At 66.5% G+C, this 20448-nt stretch carries 21 protein-coding genes and 1 pseudogene; 8 read left to right on the top strand and 14 right to left on the bottom strand.

Going from position 1 to position 20448, the window contains the following annotated elements; all coding sequences use genetic code 11:
• Nucleotides 1-10: 10 nt before the first annotated feature.
• The 6 genes from ACWETB_RS18050 to ACWETB_RS18025 form a co-directional block, all read right to left on the bottom strand.
• Nucleotides 11-439 (bottom strand): DoxX family protein, encoded by a 429-nt coding sequence (locus ACWETB_RS18050; protein WP_452212699.1) that lies wholly within the window; start codon nt 437-439, stop codon nt 11-13.
• A gap of 9 nt (nt 440-448) precedes the next feature.
• Nucleotides 449-871: an organic hydroperoxide resistance protein gene (locus ACWETB_RS18045; protein ID WP_452212697.1), complete on the bottom strand. Its 423-nt coding sequence runs from the start codon at nt 869-871 to the stop codon at nt 449-451.
• A complete protein-coding gene (locus tag ACWETB_RS18040) occupies nt 868-1380 on the bottom strand; it encodes a MarR family winged helix-turn-helix transcriptional regulator (RefSeq protein WP_452212695.1) in 513 nt (170 codons plus the stop codon). Before ACWETB_RS18040 ends, ACWETB_RS18045 begins: the two co-directional genes overlap by 4 nt.
• 131 nt (nt 1381-1511) lie before the next feature.
• Nucleotides 1512-1892 (bottom strand): DUF427 domain-containing protein, encoded by a 381-nt coding sequence (locus ACWETB_RS18035; RefSeq protein WP_452212693.1) that lies wholly within the window; start codon nt 1890-1892, stop codon nt 1512-1514.
• Nucleotides 1892-2368: an SRPBCC family protein gene (locus ACWETB_RS18030; protein ID WP_452212691.1), complete on the bottom strand. Its 477-nt coding sequence runs from the start codon at nt 2366-2368 to the stop codon at nt 1892-1894. The genes ACWETB_RS18035 and ACWETB_RS18030 overlap by 1 nt, the downstream gene beginning before the upstream one ends.
• The gene (locus ACWETB_RS18025) at nt 2365-3723 is read right to left on the bottom strand and encodes a glucose-6-phosphate dehydrogenase (RefSeq protein ID WP_452212689.1); all 1359 of its coding nucleotides are present in this window, start codon (nt 3721-3723) and stop codon (nt 2365-2367) included. The genes ACWETB_RS18030 and ACWETB_RS18025 overlap by 4 nt, the downstream gene beginning before the upstream one ends.
• Before the next feature lie 32 nt (nt 3724-3755).
• On the opposite strand from ACWETB_RS18025, the gene ACWETB_RS18020 reads away from it, so the two are divergent.
• A complete protein-coding gene (locus ACWETB_RS18020) occupies nt 3756-5537 on the top strand; it encodes a glycoside hydrolase family 15 protein (RefSeq protein WP_452212687.1) in 1782 nt (593 codons plus the stop codon).
• Here the strand turns inward: ACWETB_RS18020 and ACWETB_RS18015 are convergent.
• From ACWETB_RS18015 to ACWETB_RS18000, 4 genes are all read right to left on the bottom strand, one after another.
• Nucleotides 5523-5948 (bottom strand): nuclear transport factor 2 family protein, encoded by a 426-nt coding sequence (locus tag ACWETB_RS18015; RefSeq protein ID WP_452212685.1) that lies wholly within the window; start codon nt 5946-5948, stop codon nt 5523-5525. The genes ACWETB_RS18020 and ACWETB_RS18015 overlap by 15 nt on opposite strands.
• A 135-nt stretch (nt 5949-6083) precedes the next feature.
• Nucleotides 6084-6752: a nitroreductase family protein gene (locus ACWETB_RS18010; protein ID WP_452212683.1), complete on the bottom strand. Its 669-nt coding sequence runs from the start codon at nt 6750-6752 to the stop codon at nt 6084-6086.
• A 126-nt stretch (nt 6753-6878) separates the two neighbouring features.
• Entirely contained in the window at nt 6879-7622 is a 744-nt protein-coding gene (locus tag ACWETB_RS18005; RefSeq protein WP_449741814.1) for an IclR family transcriptional regulator, read from the bottom strand.
• 43 nt (nt 7623-7665) lie between these two features.
• Nucleotides 7666-9165, bottom strand: a complete 1500-nt coding sequence (locus ACWETB_RS18000; protein ID WP_452212680.1) for an APC family permease — start codon at nt 9163-9165, stop codon at nt 7666-7668.
• Nucleotides 9166-9380: 215 nt separating this feature from the next.
• Between ACWETB_RS18000 and eat the strand changes: the two genes are divergently transcribed.
• Genes eat through eutC form a run of 3 tightly spaced genes read left to right on the top strand, consistent with a single transcriptional unit; the run spans nt 9381 to nt 12978 of the window.
• Entirely contained in the window at nt 9381-10805 is a 1425-nt protein-coding gene (gene eat, locus ACWETB_RS17995) for an ethanolamine permease (RefSeq protein WP_452212678.1), read from the top strand.
• Nucleotides 10802-12208 carry an ethanolamine ammonia-lyase subunit EutB gene (locus ACWETB_RS17990; protein ID WP_452212676.1) on the top strand — a complete coding sequence of 469 codons (1407 nt, stop codon included), beginning with the start codon at nt 10802-10804 and terminating at the stop codon, nt 12206-12208. Before eat ends, ACWETB_RS17990 begins: the two co-directional genes overlap by 4 nt.
• Complete coding sequence (gene eutC / locus ACWETB_RS17985) at nt 12205-12978, top strand: ethanolamine ammonia-lyase subunit EutC (protein ID WP_452212674.1); 774 nt, start codon at nt 12205-12207, stop codon at nt 12976-12978. The genes ACWETB_RS17990 and eutC overlap by 4 nt, the downstream gene beginning before the upstream one ends.
• Before the next feature lie 84 nt (nt 12979-13062).
• Here eutC and ACWETB_RS17980 read toward each other — a convergent pair whose 3' ends face one another.
• From ACWETB_RS17980 to ACWETB_RS17970, 3 genes and pseudogenes are all read right to left on the bottom strand, one after another.
• The gene (locus ACWETB_RS17980; protein ID WP_452212672.1) at nt 13063-14352 is read right to left on the bottom strand and encodes an aminotransferase class III-fold pyridoxal phosphate-dependent enzyme; all 1290 of its coding nucleotides are present in this window, start codon (nt 14350-14352) and stop codon (nt 13063-13065) included.
• Nucleotides 14349-15125, bottom strand: coding sequence for a hypothetical protein (locus ACWETB_RS17975; RefSeq protein ID WP_452212670.1), 777 nt, complete (start codon nt 15123-15125; stop codon nt 14349-14351). Before ACWETB_RS17975 ends, ACWETB_RS17980 begins: the two co-directional genes overlap by 4 nt.
• A 42-nt stretch (nt 15126-15167) precedes the next feature.
• A pseudogene (locus ACWETB_RS17970) lies at nt 15168-15953 on the bottom strand (SDR family NAD(P)-dependent oxidoreductase).
• Between the two features lie 307 nt (nt 15954-16260).
• Here ACWETB_RS17970 and ACWETB_RS17965 point away from each other — a divergent pair.
• Both ACWETB_RS17965 and ACWETB_RS17960 read left to right on the top strand, forming a co-directional pair.
• Nucleotides 16261-17532, top strand: a complete 1272-nt coding sequence (locus ACWETB_RS17965) for an MFS transporter (protein WP_452212668.1) — start codon at nt 16261-16263, stop codon at nt 17530-17532.
• 75 nt (nt 17533-17607) lie between these two features.
• On the top strand, nt 17608-18234 hold the full coding sequence (locus tag ACWETB_RS17960) for a TetR/AcrR family transcriptional regulator (RefSeq protein WP_452212666.1): 627 nt from the start codon (nt 17608-17610) through the stop codon (nt 18232-18234).
• 13 nt (nt 18235-18247) lie between these two features.
• Here ACWETB_RS17960 and ACWETB_RS17955 read toward each other — a convergent pair whose 3' ends face one another.
• Nucleotides 18248-18871, bottom strand: coding sequence for a TetR/AcrR family transcriptional regulator (locus ACWETB_RS17955; protein WP_452212664.1), 624 nt, complete (start codon nt 18869-18871; stop codon nt 18248-18250).
• A gap of 80 nt (nt 18872-18951) precedes the next feature.
• On the opposite strand from ACWETB_RS17955, the gene ACWETB_RS17950 reads away from it, so the two are divergent.
• A complete protein-coding gene (locus ACWETB_RS17950) occupies nt 18952-19617 on the top strand; it encodes a class II aldolase/adducin family protein (RefSeq protein ID WP_452212662.1) in 666 nt (221 codons plus the stop codon).
• The gene (locus ACWETB_RS17945; RefSeq protein WP_452212660.1) at nt 19614-20444 is read left to right on the top strand and encodes a phosphotransferase; all 831 of its coding nucleotides are present in this window, start codon (nt 19614-19616) and stop codon (nt 20442-20444) included. The genes ACWETB_RS17950 and ACWETB_RS17945 overlap by 4 nt, the downstream gene beginning before the upstream one ends.
• Nucleotides 20445-20448 lie beyond the last annotated feature (4 nt).

The following is a 20448-nucleotide window of genomic DNA, read 5'->3' as shown; positions in this document are numbered from 1 at the left end:
GTGATCCCCTTCAGCTCTTCGTTTTTCCATCGCTGCCGGCTGCGAGCGCCCACAGGACGAGCACGGGCTGACCGAACAACCGCACCAGTCGTTTGGTATCCGAGTCGAGTCCGAAGGCGTCGATGTGGGCGACGTACTGATGGATGTTGCCGGGGAACACCGCGATGAAGAACAGCGCGGCGATTCCTGCGACGATGCGGCGATGCCGTGGCAGTGCGATCAATGCTGTGCCGAGGCCGATCTCCACGACCCCGGAGGCGAGGACCGTGAAGTCCTTGCCCACCGGCACCCAGTCGGGGACCTGGGCCTGGAACTCGTCACGCTGAAATGTCATGTGCCCGATACCGGCCAGTGCGAGGACGGCGCCGAGCGCGATGCGGGCTGCCGCTCGCCCTCGGGATTGGGGCCTCGTGATCGGCGCAAGCGATGCAAGTGACATGGTTGGCCCTCAGTCCTCGGAAATCGTCAGTGTGACATCGACATTGCCGCGAGTCGCGTTGGAGTACGGGCACACCTGATGCGCCTTCTCCACCAGTTCCTGAGCGGTGGCCTTGTCGAGGGCGGGTAGCGTGATCTCCAACTCCACCGCGATGCCGAAGCGCCCTTCCTCGTCGGAGTCCAACGACACCCGCGCCCCGACAGCGGAATCGGTCACATCGGCCTTCTCGGCACGCGCGACCACCCGGAGTGCACTGTGGAAGCATGCCGCGTATCCCACGGCGAACAGCTGCTCGGGATTGGTGCCCTCACCGGTGCCACCGAGTTCCTTGGGCATGGCGAGGTCGACGTCGACGCGTCCGTCCGAGGTGCGTCCGTGCCCGTTGCGGCCGTCGCCGGTGGCCAGTGCTTCGGCGGTATAGAGATGACTCATGCTGATTCTCCTTGTTGCCGTTGTGATAGTTCTCGTTGCGTCTGAACAGAATTGAGCCGATCGAGTTCGTCGACGAGGTTGTGCAGGACCGCCTTGAGCGGACCGAGATCGTCGGCCGTCACCGTCGGCACATGGCCGTCGGCGGTCAACGCTGCGACGGAATCGGCGAGCGCAGCGGCGACGCAGTCCGAGCGATCCGACATCGCCGCGCCCTCGTCGGTGAGTTCGACGATGACCGAACGTTCATCCTCCGGCGAGCGGCGACGTCGCACGAGACCCGCCGACTCGAGGCGGCGCACCAAGGGCGACACCGTCCCGGAATCCAGGTGCAACCGCTCGCACAATCCTCCGATGGGAACCGATCGTTGTTCCCACAGCACCATCATCACCAGGTACTGCGGATACGTGAGTCCCAGTTCCCGCAGGCCAGGGCGCTGGGCGGCGATCACGGCCCGCGAGGCCGCATACAACGCGAAACACAACTGGTCATCGAGGCGTGGGCTGTTCACGTCATCGACTGTAGACGTCATTTATGTGGTGCACAACTTAGTTGCGTGGCACAGGGTTGGCACGACGTCTCGCCGCCTGTGCTCCTCGCCTACGCGACCAGCGCGCCTGCCCTACTCGACCAGCGGTCGGATCAGCCTGCGGATATCTCGATCCGCACCGCGTCGGGATAGAACGCCAGGTGGTCGGCGATCTCGGCAACGGCCGCGTACGGCGTGGTGTAGAACCAGGCCTTGTCGGGCAGCACGGTTCCGGTCGCATCACGCAGACCGTGATAGCCGGCGTCACCCTTATAGGGGCAGTAGGTCGATAGATCACTGTCGGTCAACACTTCGGTGACGACGTCGGCGCGAGGTACGTATTGCACTGCCGGATAGTTTGATTCACGCAGCGTCTGGGCACGGGTGGTGTCGGCGATCAGGGTGTCGCCCAGCCACACCCGCACCCGCCCCGGGGTCGGTTCGACAGTGATCGGATGGGTGGCGTCGGGCGTGAGGTGTGGTCGGTCGGACATCAGGATTCCTCCTCGAGGGGCGTGGTTCGTGATCTCAGCAGAGCTGCGGCCGCCCTCAGATCACTGCGCAAGGCCGCGGGAGTGATCAACCGGAGGACCCAAAGCGCCGGTGCGGCGAGGGTCGGCACCGTCATCACTGCCGTCGCCGTAACGCTGGTGCGACCCTCAGCGAGAGAAGCGAATTCGAGGACGAGCTCGGCGTCGACAGGTCCCCAACGGCCGATCTCCGCCCAGCGACGGTCGGGTTCACTGGTGATGACTTCCATCGCCGGACAGACCAGCGGAACCCGGGTGATGTCACGCCAACTCGTCCCCACGTCACCGGGATGCGACCCCATCGCGACCACGTCGTCGATGCGTGACAGGCTCGACTGCCACTCGGGTCTGTGGTCGGGGTCGGTGAGATAGTCGAACGCCACGTTGACGGGCGCGTCGACATCCACACTCACCGACGCGATCTGCGATCGGGCGGTCACAACGACGGCCAGCCCGCCGGTCCGGTACTGCCCGCCGGATACTCATCCATCGCGACCTTGTCCGATTCCCAGGCGTCGATGACGGGCTGCACTATGCGCCAACACTGTTCGGCAGCGTCACCGCGGACGGCGAGCGTGGCGTCACCGTCGAGGATGCCGGACAGTACCTCGGCGTAGGCGCGGACCGAACCGCTGCCGAGGTCGGTGTCGAAGTCGATCGTCTTGAGGGTGAACGGATCGGCGCCGTCGTGGACGTTCAGCTGGACCGACATGGCGTCCGGTCCGAGACGCAGCCGCACCACGTTGGGCGCCACATCGGTGCCGAACTGTGCGGGGATGTGGCGCAGCGGGCGGAACGTCAACGCGATCTCCTTATCCGCTTCGAGCGCCTTGCCGGACCGCAGCGTGAAGGGGACTCCCTGCCAGCGAGCCGATCTCACCCCGAGTGTCACCTCGGCCAGCGTCTCGGTGTTCCGTGCGGGATCGACACCGTCCTCGTCGACGTACGCCGGCAACGACTCTCCGCCCGATTCGCCCGCGGTGTAGCGGGCGCGACGGGAGGACGCAACCGGGTCGTCATCCCAGATGTGGGTGGCGCGCAACGCCGCACCGGTCGCGTCACGCAGATCGCGTTCCGCCAGGGAGGCGGGTGGATCCATGGCGACTGCCGCGAGCAACTGCAACAGGTGGCTTTGCACCATGTCCCGCAACGCCCCCTCCTTCTCGTAGAAGTCGGCGCGGCCCTCCAATCCGATGCTCTCGTCGTAGCGAATCACCACCGACTCGATGCTGTCCGCCGACCACACCGGCTCGAACAGCCTGTTGGCGAAGCGGATACTCAACAGATCGAGGAGGACCGACTGACCGAGGAAGTGATCGACACGGAACACCTGCTCTTCCGGAACGAGTTCGGTGAGCAGTGCATTGAGCGCTCGTGCGCTGGCTTCGTCGGTGCCGAAGGGCTTTTCGGGTGCCAGGATCGTGCCGTCGGGAATGTCGACGTCCCGCAACGCCTCACACGACCGTTGCGTCACCGCGGGCGGTACCGCGAAGTAGAGCACCGGGCGGCCCTTGGCCTCCTCGAGCAATCCGGACAGATCGTCCGATTTGGTCAAATCCCCCTTTCGATAGACTGTCTCGTCGGCAAGTCTGCGGGAGGTGGATCCGGCATCGTCGCCGAATGCCTCGCGAACTTCCGCGCGCCATTGATCCTCGGGCCGTTCGGATCTGCCCACTCCGATCAGGTGGACCTCGCGGTCCGGCTCGCGATCGAGCAGCTGCCCGAGCGCGGGCAGCAGCAAGCGTTTGGTGAGGTCACCGGTTGCGCCGAAGATGATCAGGGTCGTCGCCGTCATATCTTCTCCTTCAAGAAGGGCAGAATCGAATCATGGCCGCCTACATCGAAGACTACGCACTTGTCGGGGACTGCCGGACCGCCGCGCTCATCTCGCTCCGCGGTGACATCGATTGGCTGTCGGTTCCCCGCTACGATTCGCCCTCGATCTTCGGCGCATTACTGGGCACGCAGGACCACGGCCGCTGGCGTCTGGCGCCGACCGATCGCGACGCACGCGCCACCCGCCGCTATGACGGCGACTCCATGATCCTGGTGACGCGATGGGAGACGGCCGACGGCATCGCCGAGGTCTGCGAGTTCATGCCGATCGACGGTGAACGAGTCGATGTGGTCCGTCGTATCACCGGCGTCGAGGGGAACGTGGAATTCACCACCGAGCTGCGCATGCGATTCGACTACGCGCGCACCGTCCCGTGGATGCTGCAGGCCGGCGATGACGACGAGCCCGCACTACGCGGCATCGCCGGCCCGGATGCCGTCGTCGTGCGTGGCGTCGCCCTCCACGCCGAGGACCACGTGCACCGCGGAACCCTCATCACCCGCCCGGGCGGCACCGACGACCTGGTGATGACGTGGCAACGTTCCTATCGTTCGGATCCGGACCCACTCGACGTCGACGCCGCGCTGCGTGAGACTCGCGAGTGGTGGTCGCACTGGGCGGGACGGATCGACCACGACGGCCCCTACCGCGAACAGGTGGTCCGCTCGCTCGTCGTGCTACGCGCCCTGAGCAATCTCGACACCGGAGGCATCGTCGCCGCGGCGACGACGTCCCTGCCCGAACAGATCGGCGGCGGCCGCAACTGGGATTACCGGTACGTGTGGCTGCGCGATGCCGCCCTCACCCTCGATGTCCTGGTATGCCACGGCTTCCTGCATGTGGCCGAGCATTGGCGGGAGTGGCTGATGCGCGCGATCGCCGGTGATCCGACACAACTGCAGATCATGTACGGCATTGCCGGAGAACGGGATCTGCCCGAACGCGAACTCACCCACCTCCCCGGCTACGAGCAATCGTCACCGGTCCGCATCGGCAACGCGGCTGTGTCCCAATACCAGGCCGACACCATCGGAGAGGTCCTGGTGGCCCTGGCGTCGGCACGCGACTCCGGGCTCGAGGAGACCGCGATGTCGTGGTCACTGCAGCGGGAGTTGCTGTATCAGGTCGAGGCGAACATCGAACGCCTCGATCAGGGCATCTGGGAAATGCGTGGAGAGGCACGCCGTTTCACCCACTCGCGGGTGATGGTGTGGGCCGCCCTCGACCGCGGCGTGCGCGCGATCGGCAACCATGGCCTCGAGGGACCACTGGACCGATGGGAGGAATTGCGCGACAAGGTCGCTCACGAGATCGACACCACCCTGGTCGATCCCGACACCGGCGCCTTCGTGCAGTACGCGGGAACCAGCGAGGTCGACGCCGCGCTCCTGCAACTTCCCCAGGTGGGATTCTGCGAACCGGATGACCGGCGAATGTTGGCCACCGTCAAGCGCATTGAGCAGACGCTGATGGTCGGAGGCCTGGTCACGCGGTATCGCACCGACGCCGGCGTCGACGGGATCGACGGTGGCGAACACCCTTTCCTGGCGTGCACCTTCTGGCTGGTCGAACAGTATGCGCGCAGCGGACGCATCGAGGACGCACACGATCTCATGACACGCGCCTGCGCCACCGCCAACGACGTCGGGCTGTTCTCCGAGGAATACGACACCGATGCCCGACGGCAGACCGGGAACATCCCGCAGGCGTTGTCCCACTTGGCTTTTGTACGTGCCGCGGATGCGCTGGCCGGGCACTCAGCCGGCGGGTGAGTTGACGAACCAGACGATCTCCTCCCGCATGCCGGTGCTACGCCAGCCGTCGGCGGTGCGGGTCATGGTGTGGTGGTAGTACCCGCCGCAGGTGCTCAACTCCTCGAATCCGGGGATCTGCATCGGGTTGTAGAACTGCGCGATCACGGTGGCGGAATCGCCGTCGATCGCGATGTCGGGGTTCATCACGTAGTGCATGGTCATCGTCAATGCCGATAGACCCGGATTCAACCAGCCGATGACCTCCTCGACGGTGCCGACGATCCCGAACGGTGAGGAGCGGTAGTCGATGACGGCGTCGTCGGTGAATACGCGGCGATAGCGGTCCCAGTCACGGGTGTCGACCGCGCGACAGTACTCGGTGAGAAGCTGCTGGATCTCGAGGGTGTCGGTCGCCTGTTGCGCATCCACGCACACCGAGGCTACCTACCGAACGTGGGCCGGCACGGGCGACTCTCGCCGTGGGCTGTCTCCTGCACGCCGACGTGCGCACACTCGACGGGAAACCGCGCACACTCGACGCGAAAGAGCGCCCACTCGACGGGGTCAGGGTACGAAGGCCGGACCGTCGAATCGTTCTCGCGTCACGAACTCCTCGACCGCTGCCCGCCGCAGTCTGGTGAGCTGCTTGACGGGTTTGCCCAGCGGGATCACGGCGGCGACGGCGAACTGGTCGGGAACACCGAGCAGTTCACGCACGGCCGATTCTTCGGCGACGGCCATCGAGGTGATGGTGCCGCCGAATCCCTCGGATCGGGCGGTGGTCAGAATGTTCCACACCAGCGGATAGATCGATGCGCCGCTGACGACGCCGATCCGGTCCAGGTCCTGATCCATCGCGGCCACCACACCGAGATCGACGGTCACCACGAGCAGCACCGGCGCGTGGACGAGCGGGGCGACGAAATCGTCGACGGCGTCGTCCACATTGCGCAGATCGTCGTCGGTGATCGCGGTGGGATGCACCGGGTTCCAGGGCTTCTCGCCGATCGACTTCTGCGCGAGGTAGCGGCGGGCGCCCGGCTTGCTCAGATCGGCCAGCGCACGCTTGGTCGCGTCGTCGCGGACGACGATCACGTGGGCGCCCTGGCGGTTTCCGCCGCTCGGAGCGAAGCGTGCCGTGTCAAGGATGCGCCAGAGGGTCTCGTCGGGGAGCGGATCGTCGGTGTACGTGCGCGCGGCGAAGGTGGTGCGGATGACCTCGTCGAAATCCATGGACTCGCTCCTGCTGGTGGTGGCCTGGGTCGGCCCCGGATGAACCCTGCATACCCATGCAACCATGCCTGCGCCCGACACTTCTGTCAGGCCGGTGCCGCGGCCGGTCCGCGACCGGTCGTCATCTCAATACAGCAGCGGTCCGAGCGCACTCGCGAGCCCGGCGGCACCGTCGGCCAGCGACCGGATGGCCTCGAGCCGGCTCGACACGCCACCGATCATCACCGCACCACGCACCTCACCGTCGACATCGAGGATCGGAACCGCAACATGCGCGTGATCGGGCACGAGCTCGCCGTCGTCGACCGCCACGTCGGTCCGTCGCACCGCGACGATCTCCTCACTCAACTGTGCGAGGTCGACGATGGTGGCCGGGGTGACCGCCGTCAGCGTGGTGCCGACGACCTCCCGCCATTGCGACATCGACGCCAGCATCAGCTTCCCGGCCGCCGACGCATGCGGATACCGCATCAACTCGCCGATGCCGGTCAGCGGATGATCCGGGTCGGGATCGAGGACCCGCAGCGCCGTCCCCGACGTCCCGGTGGGCCGGAAGTAGAGCAGGTGAACAGCGAAGCGCACCGATCCGCGGAACTCGTCGATCAGCTGACGGGCACGCGCCGGAACCGGTGGCGGGATCACCGCACTCACCAACGACGACAGCCGGGTGCCCAACGCGAAGCCGCGTAGATCTGCTGTGCGGACCAGGAATTCGTCGGCGACGAGGTTGTTGAGGAGCCGGTACGTACTGGCCGGTGGCAACCTCAGGTGTTCGGCGATCTCCTGGCCGGTGGTACCGATCCCGAGATCGGCCACCGTCTCGATGATCTGCAATGCACGCGATACCGAGTCCGAGCGTCCTAACGCCATCGCGCACCCACCGCACCGCAACGGCATGCGCCACCTTGACGCGTCATCGCAGCGTCGCCAGCGTCAGGACGTCGTCGCGACTGGTCGCGTCGAACACACCCACACCGTTGAACCGGTGCGGCGCGCGCGCGGCGATCAGCGCTACCAAACCGATGGCCAGCAACGTCGATCCGACGTAGATCCCGCACAGGACGCGTCCGTGTTCGACGTCGGTGGTCAGCCCGGTGATCAGCAGCACCGCGATGACCAGGGCGGTCACCGCCCCGAGCACCGCGATGACCCGGCTCGGTTCGCCGATCCGGCGCAACAGTGCGGGCGCCGCGAGGCAGGCGGTGAGGTAGCTGCCGAGGTACCCCAGCGCCGAGAGGGTCAGGAAGTCGCGGATGCCGGTCTGCGGATCACCGCCGCACCACAAGAACACCAACGGCCCGGCGACGATCACGACCATCGCCACGATGGTGGCCAGCACCGGGGTGTGAAACCGCGGATGTGCCCGACCGAACGCTTCGGGCACCACCCGCTCACGCCCCAGCGTGAACAGTACCCGCACAAGCGCATTCACCGACGCCAGCGCGCACGCGAAGAACGACGTGGCGATGCCGATGTCGAGGACCACCGACGCCACCCGGGTTCCGTCGGCCAGAAACAACCCGGCCAGCGGAGTCGGTGAGTCGCGGACCTGTTGTGGCGCACCGAACATCGCCACCGACTGGGACACCACCGCCAACAGGTAGATGACGCCTGCAGCAATCGGGGTCCACAGGACCGTGCGGGGTACCGTCCGAAACGGCCTGCGCGCCTCCGCCGACAGCGTCGTCGCCGATTCGAATCCCACGAAAGCACTCACGGCCACAACGATGTTCAACCCCATCGACCCGACGTCGATGTGCGGGGTGAACACCTGCGACCACGACGCGTCACGATGGGAGGCGCCGAGCCAGATCATCAGCGCAACCATGATCACCACGGCAACCACCTCGACGGCGAGAATGACCGCGGCCGACACCTTGACACCACGCACCATGAGCAGGGTCATCACCACGGCTGCGCCGATCACGATGAGGCACATCGCGATCAATGACACGCTCGTCGACGCCCCGATACTCACCGCGATGTGGTTGAGATACAGACCGACGGCCATCAGCCCGGCCATACTCACCGAGCCGTAGCCGAGGATCGCCGACCACGCCGTCGGCAACGCCACCCGTGGGCCGAAGCCCTGTGCGACGTAGGAGTACAGGCCACCGACGACGGCGAGTCGCTGCGCCATCGGTCGGATGCAGCAGGCGACCGCGACGATGACCACCATCGCGACGAGAAACGACACCACTCCCCCGGTGCCGCTGATGGCGACGATGACGAACAACGGCGTGACCGCCGATGTACCGGCCGGGGCGATGGCCGCGACCGACTGCGCGAAGACGGGTATGAATGGGAGTTGCCGACGCGTCAATCCGCGGACCGGGGACTCGTCGGAGACGAGCGGTGATTCGGGGTTCGGCGTCTGGGAATGCGGTGGAGTGGACCGGGGCGTGGAAGACATATCGTCTCCACGGTGACCGAGCGCAGATGTCCGCGCATCGTTTTTGTGTTTCATCCGTGTTAACCGGCCTGAGAATCTTTCGGTCCGGCATTCTCAACCGGCCTTACCTCGACGCCACTGTGATGTGACACACAGTCCGTAGCGTCGGTCGTCGTTCATCCCCACGCGAGAGGCGACGGCGCTCTCGTGCTCGACCGACCGAGAGGTTCACCTCCATGAGCATGACCGAATCCGGCCGCGACACCGCCGCGGCCGCCACCACCGATTACCTGGACAAACGTCGCCTCAAGACCGGGACCGCCGGATGGGTGCTGCTCGCCGGGCTCGGCGTCAGCTACGTCATCAGCGGCGACTACTCCGGGTGGAACTTCGGCCTCGGCGAGGGCGGTTTCGGCGGTCTGGCGATCGCCGCCGTGATCATCGCCGCGATGTACCTCGCGATGGTGCTCGGTATGGCCGAGATGAGTTCGGCCCTGCCCGCTGCGGGTGGCGGGTACACCTTCGCCCGCCGCGCGCTGGGGCCGTGGGGCGGTATGGCGACCGGCACCGCCGTTCTCATCGAGTACGCCATCGCGCCGGCCGCGATCGCGACGTTCATCGGTTCTTACGTCGAGTCGCTGCACCTGTTCGGCATCACCGACGGGTGGTGGGTGTATCTGGCGGCGTATGTGCTGTTCATCGGCATCCACCTCGCCGGTGTCGGCGAGGCTCTGAAGGTGATGTTCGTGATCACCGCGATCGCGTTGCTGGGTCTGCTGATCTTCGCGGTCGCCGCGATCGGCGACTTCTCCTGGGGAAACCTCACCGACATCGCCCCCACCGACGCCGCCGGCGCGAGCGCGTTCCTGCCGCACGGTTACCTCGGCATCTGGTCGGCGATCCCCTTCGCAATCTGGTTCTTCCTCGCCGTCGAGGGTGTCCCGCTGGCCGCCGAGGAGGCCAAGGACCCGGCCCGCAACGTGCCACGCGGCATCATCGCGGCGATGTGCGCCCTGATGTTCACCTGCGCGCTGGTGCTGTTCCTGGTCTCCGGGGCCGGCGGCGCCGACGCCATGCAGGATTCGGGTAATCCGCTGGTCGAGGCACTGGGCGGCGGCGCCGCGCACACCGTGGTCAACTACATCGGCCTGGCCGGACTCGTCGCGAGTTTCTTCTCCATCATCTATGCCTACTCCCGTCAGCTGTTCGCCCTGTCGCGGGCGGGCTACCTGCCGAAGTCGTTGTCGGTGACCAACTCTCGCAAATCGCCCACCCTTGCCCTGATCGTTCCCGGTGTCATCGGTTTCGTCCTGTCGCTGACCGGTGAGGGTGCGATGCTGCTCAACATGGCGGTCTTCGGCGCCGCGCTGAGCTATGTGCTGATGATGATCAGCCACATCGTGCTGCGTGTCCGCGAACCCGACATGCCGCGGCCGTACCGCACCCCCGGCGGCATCGTGACCACGTCGTTCGCCCTCGTCGTCGCGGTCGCCGCGGTGGTGGCCACCTTCCTCGTCGACATCACCGCCGCCACCGGTTGTCTGATCGTGTTCGCACTGTTCATGGGCTACTTTGGCTTGTACAGCCGCAAGCGGCTGGTCTTCGCCAGCGCCGACGAAGAGTTCGAGGCCATAGCCGACGCCGAAGAGGGACTCTCGTGACCTACAGCCACACCGTGCGCGGGCACACCCATCAGTTCGCCGACCTCGTCGAGGTGATGGCCAAGGCCACACCGGCCCGCTCCGGCGACGAGTTGGCCGGCTGCGCGGCCGAGTCCGATGCCGAACGTGCCGCCGCGGCCTGGGTGCTCGCCGACCTTCCGTTGACCACCTTCCTCGAGGAGATGGTGGTCCCGTACGAGTCCGACGAGATCACCCGGCTGATCATCGACACCCACGACCGTGCGGCGTTCGCGGCGGTGTCGGATCTGACCGTCGGCGGGTTCCGGGACTGGCTGCTCGAGCAGGTCACCGCGCCCGGTGGCGCGCAACGCCTGCGCGCCGTGTCCCCCGGACTGACCCCGGAAATGGTTGCGGCCGTGAGCAAGCTGATGCGCAATCAGGATCTGATCGCGGTCGGCAAACGAATCGAGGTCACCTCGGCGTTTCGCACCACGATCGGATTGCCGGGACGTCTGGCCACCCGTTTGCAACCGAATCATCCCACCGACGATCCGCGCGGTATCGCGGCGGGCATGCTCGACGGGCTCCTGCTCGGCAGCGGTGACGCCGTGGTCGGAATCAACCCGGCCACCGACTCCCCGCAGGCCACCTCCACGCTGCTGGAGTTGCTCGACGAGGTGCGCACACGCTTCGAGATCCCGATGCAGTCATGTGTGCTCTCTCATGTCACCACCACCATCGGGCTCATCGAGGACGGCGCACCCGTCGACCTGGTGTTCCAGTCGATCGCCGGAACCGAAGGCGCCAACCGGGGTTTCGGTGTCGACCTGGCGATCCTGACCGAGGCCAACGAGGCCGGGCGATCGCTGAAGCGGGGCACCGTCGGCGACAACGTCATGTACCTCGAGACGGGACAGGGATCGGCGTTGTCGGCTGGCGCACATCTGGGAACGGGTGGCCGTCCGGTGGATCAGCAGACTCTGGAGACACGTGCCTACGCGGTGGCTCGTGCGCTGGACCCGTTGTTGGTGAACACCGTCGTCGGGTTCATCGGCCCCGAGTATCTGTTCGACGGCAAGCAGATCATCCGCGCGGGGCTCGAGGATCACTTCTGCGGCAAGCTCCTCGGACTGCCGATGGGTGTCGACGTCTGCTACACCAATCACGCCGAGGCCGACCAGAACGACATGGACACGCTACTGAGCCTGCTCGGGCTGGCCGGGGTCTCCTTCGTCATCACCGTCCCCGGTGCCGACGACATCATGCTCGGCTACCAGAGCCTGTCGTTTCACGACGTGCTCTACCTACGTGAGGTGATGGGACTGCGCGCCGCACCCGAGTTCGAGGCGTGGATGCAGCGAATCGGCATGGCCGACAAGCAGGGTCGCGTTGTCCCGCTCGATCCGGCATCCTCTCCCCTGCGCGGCTTGGCGGCGTCATGAGCACCGGCGATGTGCCCGCGGATCGGTCCGGGGAGCTCGGCGACGATCCGTGGGATCCGATGCGTCGCCTCACCCAGGCCCGTATCGGCTTACAGCGCAGCGGTTCCGCCCTGTCCACCTCGGACGTGTTGAGGTTCCAATCCGATCATGCAGCGGCCCGCGACGCCGTACACACCCCCATGTCCACCGACACCATCCTCGACGGCCTACGCGGCCTGGGCCTCGGCGAACCGGTGACGGTGACCAGTCGCGCAACCGACCGCGCGGAGTACCTGCGTCGCCCGGATCTGGGACGGGTACCCGATGACCTTGCCGCCGTCCAGAATTCGGGAGCCGATATCGGCATCGTGTTGGCCGACGGGCTGTCGGCGACCGCGATCGATGACCACGGCGTCGCCTTGGCAGCCGCGATCGTCGAGGCGGTGTCGCCAGAACGTAGTGTCGCACCGCCCGTGATCGCCACCCAGGCACGCGTAGCACTGGGCGACCACATCGGCGAGGCGCTGGGCGTGGAGGTCATGATCGTCATCATCGGCGAACGCCCCGGGCTGTCGGTGGCCGACAGTCTGGGCATCTACCTGACCTACGGCCCACAGCCGGGACGCCGTGACTCCGAACGCAATTGCATCTCCAACATCCACCCGCCCGACGGCCTCGACTACGCGGGGGCCGCGCGCATCGTCGCGGCACTCGTCGATGGAGCCCGCAAGCTGGGTGCGTCGGGAATCGCGTTGAAGGACACATCGGTCGCCATGCCGATGGTGGAGTAGCCCTCCCGCCGGTCGCACCATGGGCGACGCCACCAGCGGATGGGAATGGCGCCGGCCGCCCCGACCGCGGCCGGCGCCATCAGGTCACACGATCGCCGTGAACGCCGCGTCGGCGACCTCCAGGGTTCGCGTGATGTCGTCGTGCGTCAGAGACGCGTTGATGAAGTGATTGTGATGCGAGGTCAGGAAGACGCCTCGCTCGACGCATTCGGCAATCCATCTCTGGTGCAACATGAGTGACGGGTCGTCGGCGATGCGCAGGTAAAACAGTGCCGGTTCCCCCGAGGCGACGAGTGTCAGACCGTGCGACGCGGCGACGTCGACCAGGCCGTCGGTGAGGGCGGTACCCAACTCGCGGAAGAGCTTCGGTGCATCGAGGGCCTTCAGTTTCTCGATGGTGGCCATTCCGGCCGCGAAGGGGATGGCGCTCATCCAGTAGCTGCCGGTGTAGGTGATCGAGCTGACCGCCGAGCGCAGACTGTCCTTGCCGCACAGTGCAGAGACGTTGTATCCGTTGGCGATTGCCTTGCAGAAGCAGATGAGGTCGGCTTCGAATCCGTAGAAGTGGTCACTACCGGCCAGATCGAGGCGGAAGCCGGCCCGGACGTCGTCGACGATGAGGACCACACCGTGTTCGTCGCAGAGCTTGCGGACCTCGGCCCAATAGCCGGGCTTGGGCAGTTCGTTGTCGGCGAAGTTGCCGTGTTTGTACGGCTGCGCGATCAACGCCGCGATCTCGCCACGGTTCTCGGTGAATACCGCACGCAGAGCTTCGATGTCGTTCCATCCTACCTCGATGTTGCCGCCGACGTCCTGCGCCAGCACCCCGGGGTAGTCGAGTTTCTGCGTCCACGGATGCACACCGTGGTAGTAGCCGGAGAAGAACACGATGCGTCGTCGTGCGGTCGCGGCTCGTGCCGTCATGACGGCGAGCGTGGTGACGTCGCCGCCGTTCTTCGCGAAGAAGGCCCAGTCGGCGCTGGCAACGGTGTCGACCATCAGCTCGGCGAACTCCACCAGCTTGACTGACGGTACCGAAACCGTATCCTCTTTGGCTGCTTGCGCATTGGCGGCCGCAGCCACATCCGGGTCTCCGTAGCCCAATACGTTGGGGCCGTATCCGCACATGTAGTCGATGAACTCGTTTCCGTCGAGGTCCCAGAATCGGGTGCCCTCGGCGCGTTCGGAGAACTTCGGGAACGCCGATCGCGGGATGTGCATGCCCTCCGTCGGCGACAGGTGACCGTAGATGCCGCCGGGAATCACCTTGACGGCACGATCGAAGGCGTCGTTGCTCTTGCGGTAACTGTAGGTATCCGACGAGGATTCGAGGTCGGCGAGCTCTTCGCCGCCGGTGATGGTCGACTCGGTCATTGGTCGTGGTCTCCGAGGTAGGCCCCGACTCGGTCGAGGATGCGGTTGAGGTTGTCGATGAGGGGAATGAGGCCGGTCATCGAGATCCGGCCGTCGCTGACACACGACAGCGAGTTCTCGCGACCGCTCAGGACATCGCCGGCGACGGCGAGGTCGGCGAAGCGCAGCACCGCGGTCGGCGCCGACGAGGTGATCGTGGTGCGCCGCATCACCGAGTTGGCGACGGCGAATCGGTAGGTCCGATCCTCGCCGATCTGCATGTCGATTCTGCCGTCGGGCATGTGTGCGGCCGAGAATCGGCCGCTCTCATCGTGATTCGCGACGACCGACAACGCGCCGGCCACCACCTCCAGCATCAGCAGGGTGCTGGTCTCCCGGAAGTGCGGATCGCTCAACCGGCTCTCGTCGGGCTGCAGGTATTCCGACAGCAGCTCGGTGAGGGGTGTGAACACCTTGGTGAGGAAGCGGAGTCCGCGAGGCCCGGTCACCGGGATCGGCTGCGACGCCCCGTCGACCACCGCGTTCAGGTGCCCGGCGGAGGTGAAGAACAGGCTGGGACCGGATGCGCCACCGCCGGAACGAATACCGTGGGGGCCGAACGTATACCGAGCACCGAGTCCTCTCGGTGCCCGCAGCGTCAACGTGACGTCGGAGTCCAGTCGCGCCAGAATCGTCCGCGCCTCGACCACCAGGTCGGCGAGCGTCGGCAGCGCGCCGAACACCGCCTCGAGGTTGATCGAGGCGCGCACTCGATCGTCGAAGTAGAGCAACATGAGAAGTCTGCCTTTCTCTGCCGGCTTTCTCTGCCGGCGAAGTCATTCCGCGGGGGTGGTTGAGGTGGCCCCGACCGCCAAGGTCAGTCGACGGGGGGCGAGTTTGGCTGCGAGGGCCTGCAGGCGATTACCCCGTCCGACGGTCACGACGGGATCACCGCCACGATCGAGGGCCGCGAACGCGGCGTCGAGAACCTCGTCGATCGCGCCGACCCGTCCGACCTTGAACCGATCGGATCCGGCGGCCTCGAAGAATTCGGTGTCGGTGGGCCCGGGGCACAGAGCCAGTACGCGTACTCCGGTGCCGGACAGCTCTTTCCAGATCGCAGCGGTGAGCGAGGTGACATAGGCCTTGCATGCGGCATACACCGCGATGTTCGGCACCGGCTGATGAGATGCGGTGCTCGACACCATGATCAACGCACCCCGCGTACCCGCGGCCACCAGCGACGGCAAGAATCGGCGGGTCAGCAGTGTCGGCGCGACGACGTCGACGGCGATCTCATCGGCCAGCCGGGCCGGGTCTTCCTCGATGAACGGGCCCGCGGTACCGAAACCTGCGCAGTTCACCAGGATTCCGACCGCGATGCCCTCGCGGTCGAGGTGCTCGCCGATTGTCTCCGCTGCCGTGGGGTCGGTCAGATCTGCCGGTACCACGGTGGCGGTGACGGAGTGCGCGTTCTACAACTCGACGGCCAGCGCGTCGAGTCGGTCGGCTCGCCGCGCCACCAGCACGACGTCGTGGCCCTGCCGGGCGTATCGGGTGGCGAAGCCCTTGCCGATTCCGGAGCTCGCTCCGGTGACCAGGACGGTCGGTGGAGTGGACATGGAGATCCCTTCATCGTCGTCGGCCACGGAGGTGGTCCGGAGCGTCGGAGACAGTGTGCCATCAAGTCTGGACAGTTGCTCAGGAATTAGGGTAGGTCGCCGTCGACGCCGTCGGGTTTCCGAAGTGTAAACACTGTTCGGGTGCTCTTGCCCTGTTCGATCTCGGGCTCCCTAATGGAGATAACAGGACATCAGTCCAGAGTTCGTATCCCGAGTTTTACCCCGCAGCAACACACATATTCCGACACGGGTGCACAGGCCGGCACACACGCGCGACAATCAGTCGACGACCACGAAGGATCCTCGAATGCAGATCACTCCCACCGGGTCCGACGCCATCGGACAGCAACCCGCACTGCGGGTTCGCAAGGCGACCGCCGCGTGCGGATACGCCGCACAAGGCCTCGGTTACGCCGCGGTCATGACCGCGTTGCCGTCGTTCCAGGACACCTGGGACATCAACGATCAAGGCGTCGCCCTGATCCTGCTGGGAACCTGCGTGATGGCGGGCGTCGGTTCGATCGCCGCGGACCTGATCTCGGTGCGGTGGGGCAGCCGCGTGGCGGTGTGCGCGGCCCTGACGGTTCAGGCGGCGGCCATCGCGTCCATGGCGTTCGCGCCGGCGTTCGCGATCTTCATGGCGTCGGTCGTCATCTACGGCATCGGGCTCGGGACGATGGACGCCGCCCAGAACATCCAGGGCACCATGCTCGAGGCCCGAACCGGCAGCCCGTACCTGGGCCGGCTCTTCGCCGCGTACACCGCTGCCGCGGCGCTGGGCGCCGTAGCGATGAGTGGATTCCTGTCGACGGCCGCGGGTGCGGTCGGGGCGCTGTTGACCGCCGCCGCCGTGCAGATCGCGGTGGCGGTGTTCGGGGTGATGGGGCTTGACCCGTCCCGCGAACAGGCCGCACCCGAACTCCACCCCGACCATCACGGCGCGGCCTCGCCCGCCGAGAACACCGACCTCACCGCCGGCGATGAGCCGCGGCGAATCCCGATGCCGCGCCGATCCATCTGGCTGGTGGGACTGACCCTGATGGCGATTTTCATGCTCGATTCCGCCGTGGCGACATGGAGCACCGTCTATCTCACCAACGCATTCGACAACCTGGCCAACCTCGCGCCGCTGGGCTACGCGATGTATCAGGTCACCACGCTGGGTTCCCGACTCGTCACCGACCGTCTCGAGACTCGCTTCGGCGTGACCCGGCTGGCGTGGGTATCGCTGGCCATCGGCATCGCGGGATGCGCGGTGATCGCCGCCGTCCCCGCGTTCGCAGGCGCCATCGTCGGCCTGGCCATCGCGGGTGTTGCCGGCGGCATCCTGATCCCGGTCACCTTCGCGGTGGCCGGGCGCATCCTGCCGGCCCGCCGCGACGAGGTGATCGCGCGAGTCAACCTGTTCAACTATGTGGGCGTGATCCTCGGGGCGGTGACGATCGGTGCCGTCGCGTCCGGATCGGGGATCGGCCTGGCCTTCCTGATTCCCGCCGCCGGACTCGTCGCGGTCATCCCGGCGGTCCGCCGGCTCGAGTCCACCCGTTGGCGGCCGGCGGCCGGAGTGCCGGTGAAATGATCTTCAGAGCCCACCTCACCCACCCCACACCCACGGAGAGATAGCGCCGAGTGCCCGCACCAACGACTTACGCCGATGAGCGCCAACCCGACCAGTGAGCGGGGCGTCCGCGAACGCAGCCGCCAGCGCCGGCAGAAACTCCTCGATGCGACCATCGAGATCATGGCCGAGCAGGGACTCGCGGCGGTGACACACCGCGCGGTGGCCGCCGCCGCGGGCCTGCCCGCCTCGTCGACGAGCTACTTCTTCGAATCCATCGACGAGTTGATGGGTGAGGCGGTGTCGGAGGCGATGGATCGCGAGGTCGCCCGGCTCGGCGCGCTCGAGGGAGCGGTCGGCGAGGGCTCGTCGACGCGGCGACTGATCGACAGCTTCGTCGACTTCATCCGCAACGAGGACGATCCGCACACCATCGCACAGTTCGAGATCTACCTCTATGCCTCGCGCAAACCCGAACTGCGCGAACGCGTCGTCGACATCATCAACGCGACACGCGACGTCGCCGGCCGGGCGCTGAGGGCCGGTGGGGTGCACAATCCCCTCGCCGCCCACGCCATGCTCGCGATGATCGACGGATTCTCCCTGCATCGGATCGCCGATCCCGGCGGGGAGGATCTCGAGGGTCTCCTGTTGGGGTTACGCGCGCTGATGGTCGGGTTGTCGGCGCTGGAGATCGTCGGGGAGTCGGGTCATCAACGCTGAGGTCGGTGGCCCGTCACCGCTGATCGAGGTAGGCGCGCAGCATCGTCTCGAGTTCGGCGAGCAGCGCGGCGTCGGGTTCGTCGCCGGCGAACGCCTCGTGCATCACCGCATCGGCGGAGGCGAAGACAATCCGCACGACGGCCATGGCGGTCCCGGGCATGCCGCAGCGGAACATCAGTTCGCGCAGCTTCTCCACCATCCGCGCCTTGTGGGCGCGCCCGCCGTCGGCGGCCACCGCACCCATCGCGCGAACCAGGCGAACACTGCGTTCCTCGGTGTAGATCTGCGCGATCCGGCCGATCACCTCGCGCACCGGATCGTCGACCGCGCCCACCTCGACGCGATCGATGATCGCGTCCATCTGCGCCTCGATGCGTTCGTGGTAGCGGGCGACGAGCGCAGCGACGATGGCCTCGCGATCCGGGAGGTATTGGTGCAACGCCCCGACCGACAGTCCGGCCTCCTCGGCAACGCGGGTCAGGGTGAGCGCTTCCACGCCGTCGCGGCGTGCGATCACGTCGGCGGCGACCAGGGCGCGGCTGACCTTTTCCCGCGACCGCGTCTGGGTGGGGACTCGACGCAGTGGCACCGAATCGAGATCGGTACCTACGGAGTCATCGGACGACGGGTGAGACATCCTGGTGATCCTATCCAGTGAGATGCGCACGACGTGAAACCAGACTTGACTTTGATTTCGCAACCACCGAGGGTGAACGAGTGATATCCGATTCCACCCGCACCCTGTGCGCGCACGTGGCCGCAGCGTCGCGGCACCTCGGCGACCTCGGCCTTTTCATCGGCTCGGCCGGCAACGTCAGCGCCCGTGACGGCGATCTGGTCGCCATCACCGCATCCGGCACCGTCCTCGGTGAGGCCGGCGTCGACGACGTCACCGTGGTGAACCTCACCGGCGACATCGTGGCCGGCAATCACCGGCCCTCCTCGGAGATCGAACTCCATCTCGGCGTCTACCGGCAGCCGCAGTTCACCGGGATCAACGCGGTCGTGCACACCCATTCGCGGTTCGCGACCGCGGTCGCGGTGGTGTGCGACGAGTTGCCGGTCATCCACTATCAGCAGCTCGGACTCGGCGGCTCCCTGCGTGTGGCCCCGTTCGAGACCTTCGGCACCGAGGCACTCGCCGCGGCGGTGCACTCCGCACTCGAGGGCCGGCTGGGCGCACTGATGGCCAATCACGGCGCCGTCGCTCTGGGCAACGATCTCGACAAGGCCGTCGACAACGCCGCGCTGCTGGAATGGCTCTGCGAGTTGTATTGGCACGCCCACGCCCTCGGAACCCCCCGCACGCTGGACGACGCGCAGCAGCTCGCGGTGATCGAGCACGCCCTGCTCATCCGCTACGGGCAGAAGGACACACCATGAGTCATCAACTGGGCCGTCCGATTGCCACCGGTCGTACCAGCGACATCTATGCCTGGGGAGAAGCCAAGGTAATCAAGGTCTTCCGCGATTCCCGAACCGACACCGCGGTCGCGGCCATCGACAAGGAGGTGCACGACTCGATCGAGGTGCACACCCTCGGGATCACGCCGATCGCCTGTCACGGCAAGCTCCTCCTCGACGACGCGCGGGTCGGCATCATCTTCGACCGGGTCGCCGGCGATCCGCTCACCACCGTCGCCGAGCGGCGCCCGTATCGGATCCCGGCCGTCGCGCGGTCGCTGGCCCGCGAGCACGTGCGGATTCATTCCCACCGCAGCACCGCGTTCACCGACATCCGGGAGGTGGCCGTCGATCTGCTGGATTCCGAACCACTCTCGGCGCTGACCGAGCAGGAACGGGCCGCGGTGCGCCGCCGGATCAGGGCGCTACCCGGTGGGAATTCGGTGCTGCACCTGGATTTTCACCCGCTCAACGTCTTCGAGCACGACGGTGGTCTGGCCACCATCGACTGGCAGTCCACCGCCGCGGGCGTGCCCGCCACCGATGTCGCGGCGACGCGACTGCTGTTCACCGAGGCCGAACTTTTCCCGGGTATCTCCGCCCTGCAACGCGTTGTCTACCAAAGCGTTCGCCGGGTGATGCTGCACTTGTATCTCGCCGAGTACCAGAAACTATCCGGGATCGGTACCGCCGATATCGACCCGTGGATGATCGCGGTGCGTGTCCTGCGGCTCGGCCGGCTCGACGTCGAGAGCGAACGCGACGATCTCCTGCGGCGAATCCGCGCCGACATCGAGGAGCACTGACACG

The organism is Gordonia sp. NPDC003950 (assembly GCF_053605205.1).
Note: the sequence above shows the minus strand (reverse complement) of the source record. Positions and strands in the feature narration are given on the sequence as shown.

Excerpts from the sequence above, each read along its gene's own strand:
- ACWETB_RS18050 (WP_452212699.1), bottom strand. The coding sequence starts at position 439 with ATGTCACTTGCATCGCTTGCGCCGATCACGAGGCCCCAATCCCGAGGG.
- ACWETB_RS18045 (WP_452212697.1), bottom strand. The coding sequence starts at position 871 with ATGAGTCATCTCTATACCGCCGAAGCACTGGCCACCGGCGACGGCCGC.
- ACWETB_RS18035 (WP_452212693.1), bottom strand. The coding sequence starts at position 1,892 with ATGTCCGACCGACCACACCTCACGCCCGACGCCACCCATCCGATCACT.
- ACWETB_RS18025 (WP_452212689.1), bottom strand. The coding sequence starts at position 3,723 with ATGACGGCGACGACCCTGATCATCTTCGGCGCAACCGGTGACCTCACC.
- ACWETB_RS18020 (WP_452212687.1), top strand. The coding sequence starts at position 3,756 with ATGGCCGCCTACATCGAAGACTACGCACTTGTCGGGGACTGCCGGACC.
- ACWETB_RS18010 (WP_452212683.1), bottom strand. The coding sequence starts at position 6,752 with ATGGATTTCGACGAGGTCATCCGCACCACCTTCGCCGCGCGCACGTAC.
- ACWETB_RS18005 (WP_449741814.1), bottom strand. The coding sequence starts at position 7,622 with ATGGCGTTAGGACGCTCGGACTCGGTATCGCGTGCATTGCAGATCATC.
- ACWETB_RS18000 (WP_452212680.1), bottom strand. The coding sequence starts at position 9,165 with ATGTCTTCCACGCCCCGGTCCACTCCACCGCATTCCCAGACGCCGAAC.
- eat (WP_452212678.1), top strand. The coding sequence starts at position 9,381 with ATGAGCATGACCGAATCCGGCCGCGACACCGCCGCGGCCGCCACCACC.
- eutC (WP_452212674.1), top strand. The coding sequence starts at position 12,205 with ATGAGCACCGGCGATGTGCCCGCGGATCGGTCCGGGGAGCTCGGCGAC.
- ACWETB_RS17980 (WP_452212672.1), bottom strand. The coding sequence starts at position 14,352 with ATGACCGAGTCGACCATCACCGGCGGCGAAGAGCTCGCCGACCTCGAA.
- ACWETB_RS17975 (WP_452212670.1), bottom strand. The coding sequence starts at position 15,125 with ATGTTGCTCTACTTCGACGATCGAGTGCGCGCCTCGATCAACCTCGAG.
- ACWETB_RS17965 (WP_452212668.1), top strand. The coding sequence starts at position 16,261 with ATGCAGATCACTCCCACCGGGTCCGACGCCATCGGACAGCAACCCGCA.
- ACWETB_RS17960 (WP_452212666.1), top strand. The coding sequence starts at position 17,608 with ATGAGCGCCAACCCGACCAGTGAGCGGGGCGTCCGCGAACGCAGCCGC.
- ACWETB_RS17955 (WP_452212664.1), bottom strand. The coding sequence starts at position 18,871 with ATGTCTCACCCGTCGTCCGATGACTCCGTAGGTACCGATCTCGATTCG.
- ACWETB_RS17945 (WP_452212660.1), top strand. The coding sequence starts at position 19,614 with ATGAGTCATCAACTGGGCCGTCCGATTGCCACCGGTCGTACCAGCGAC.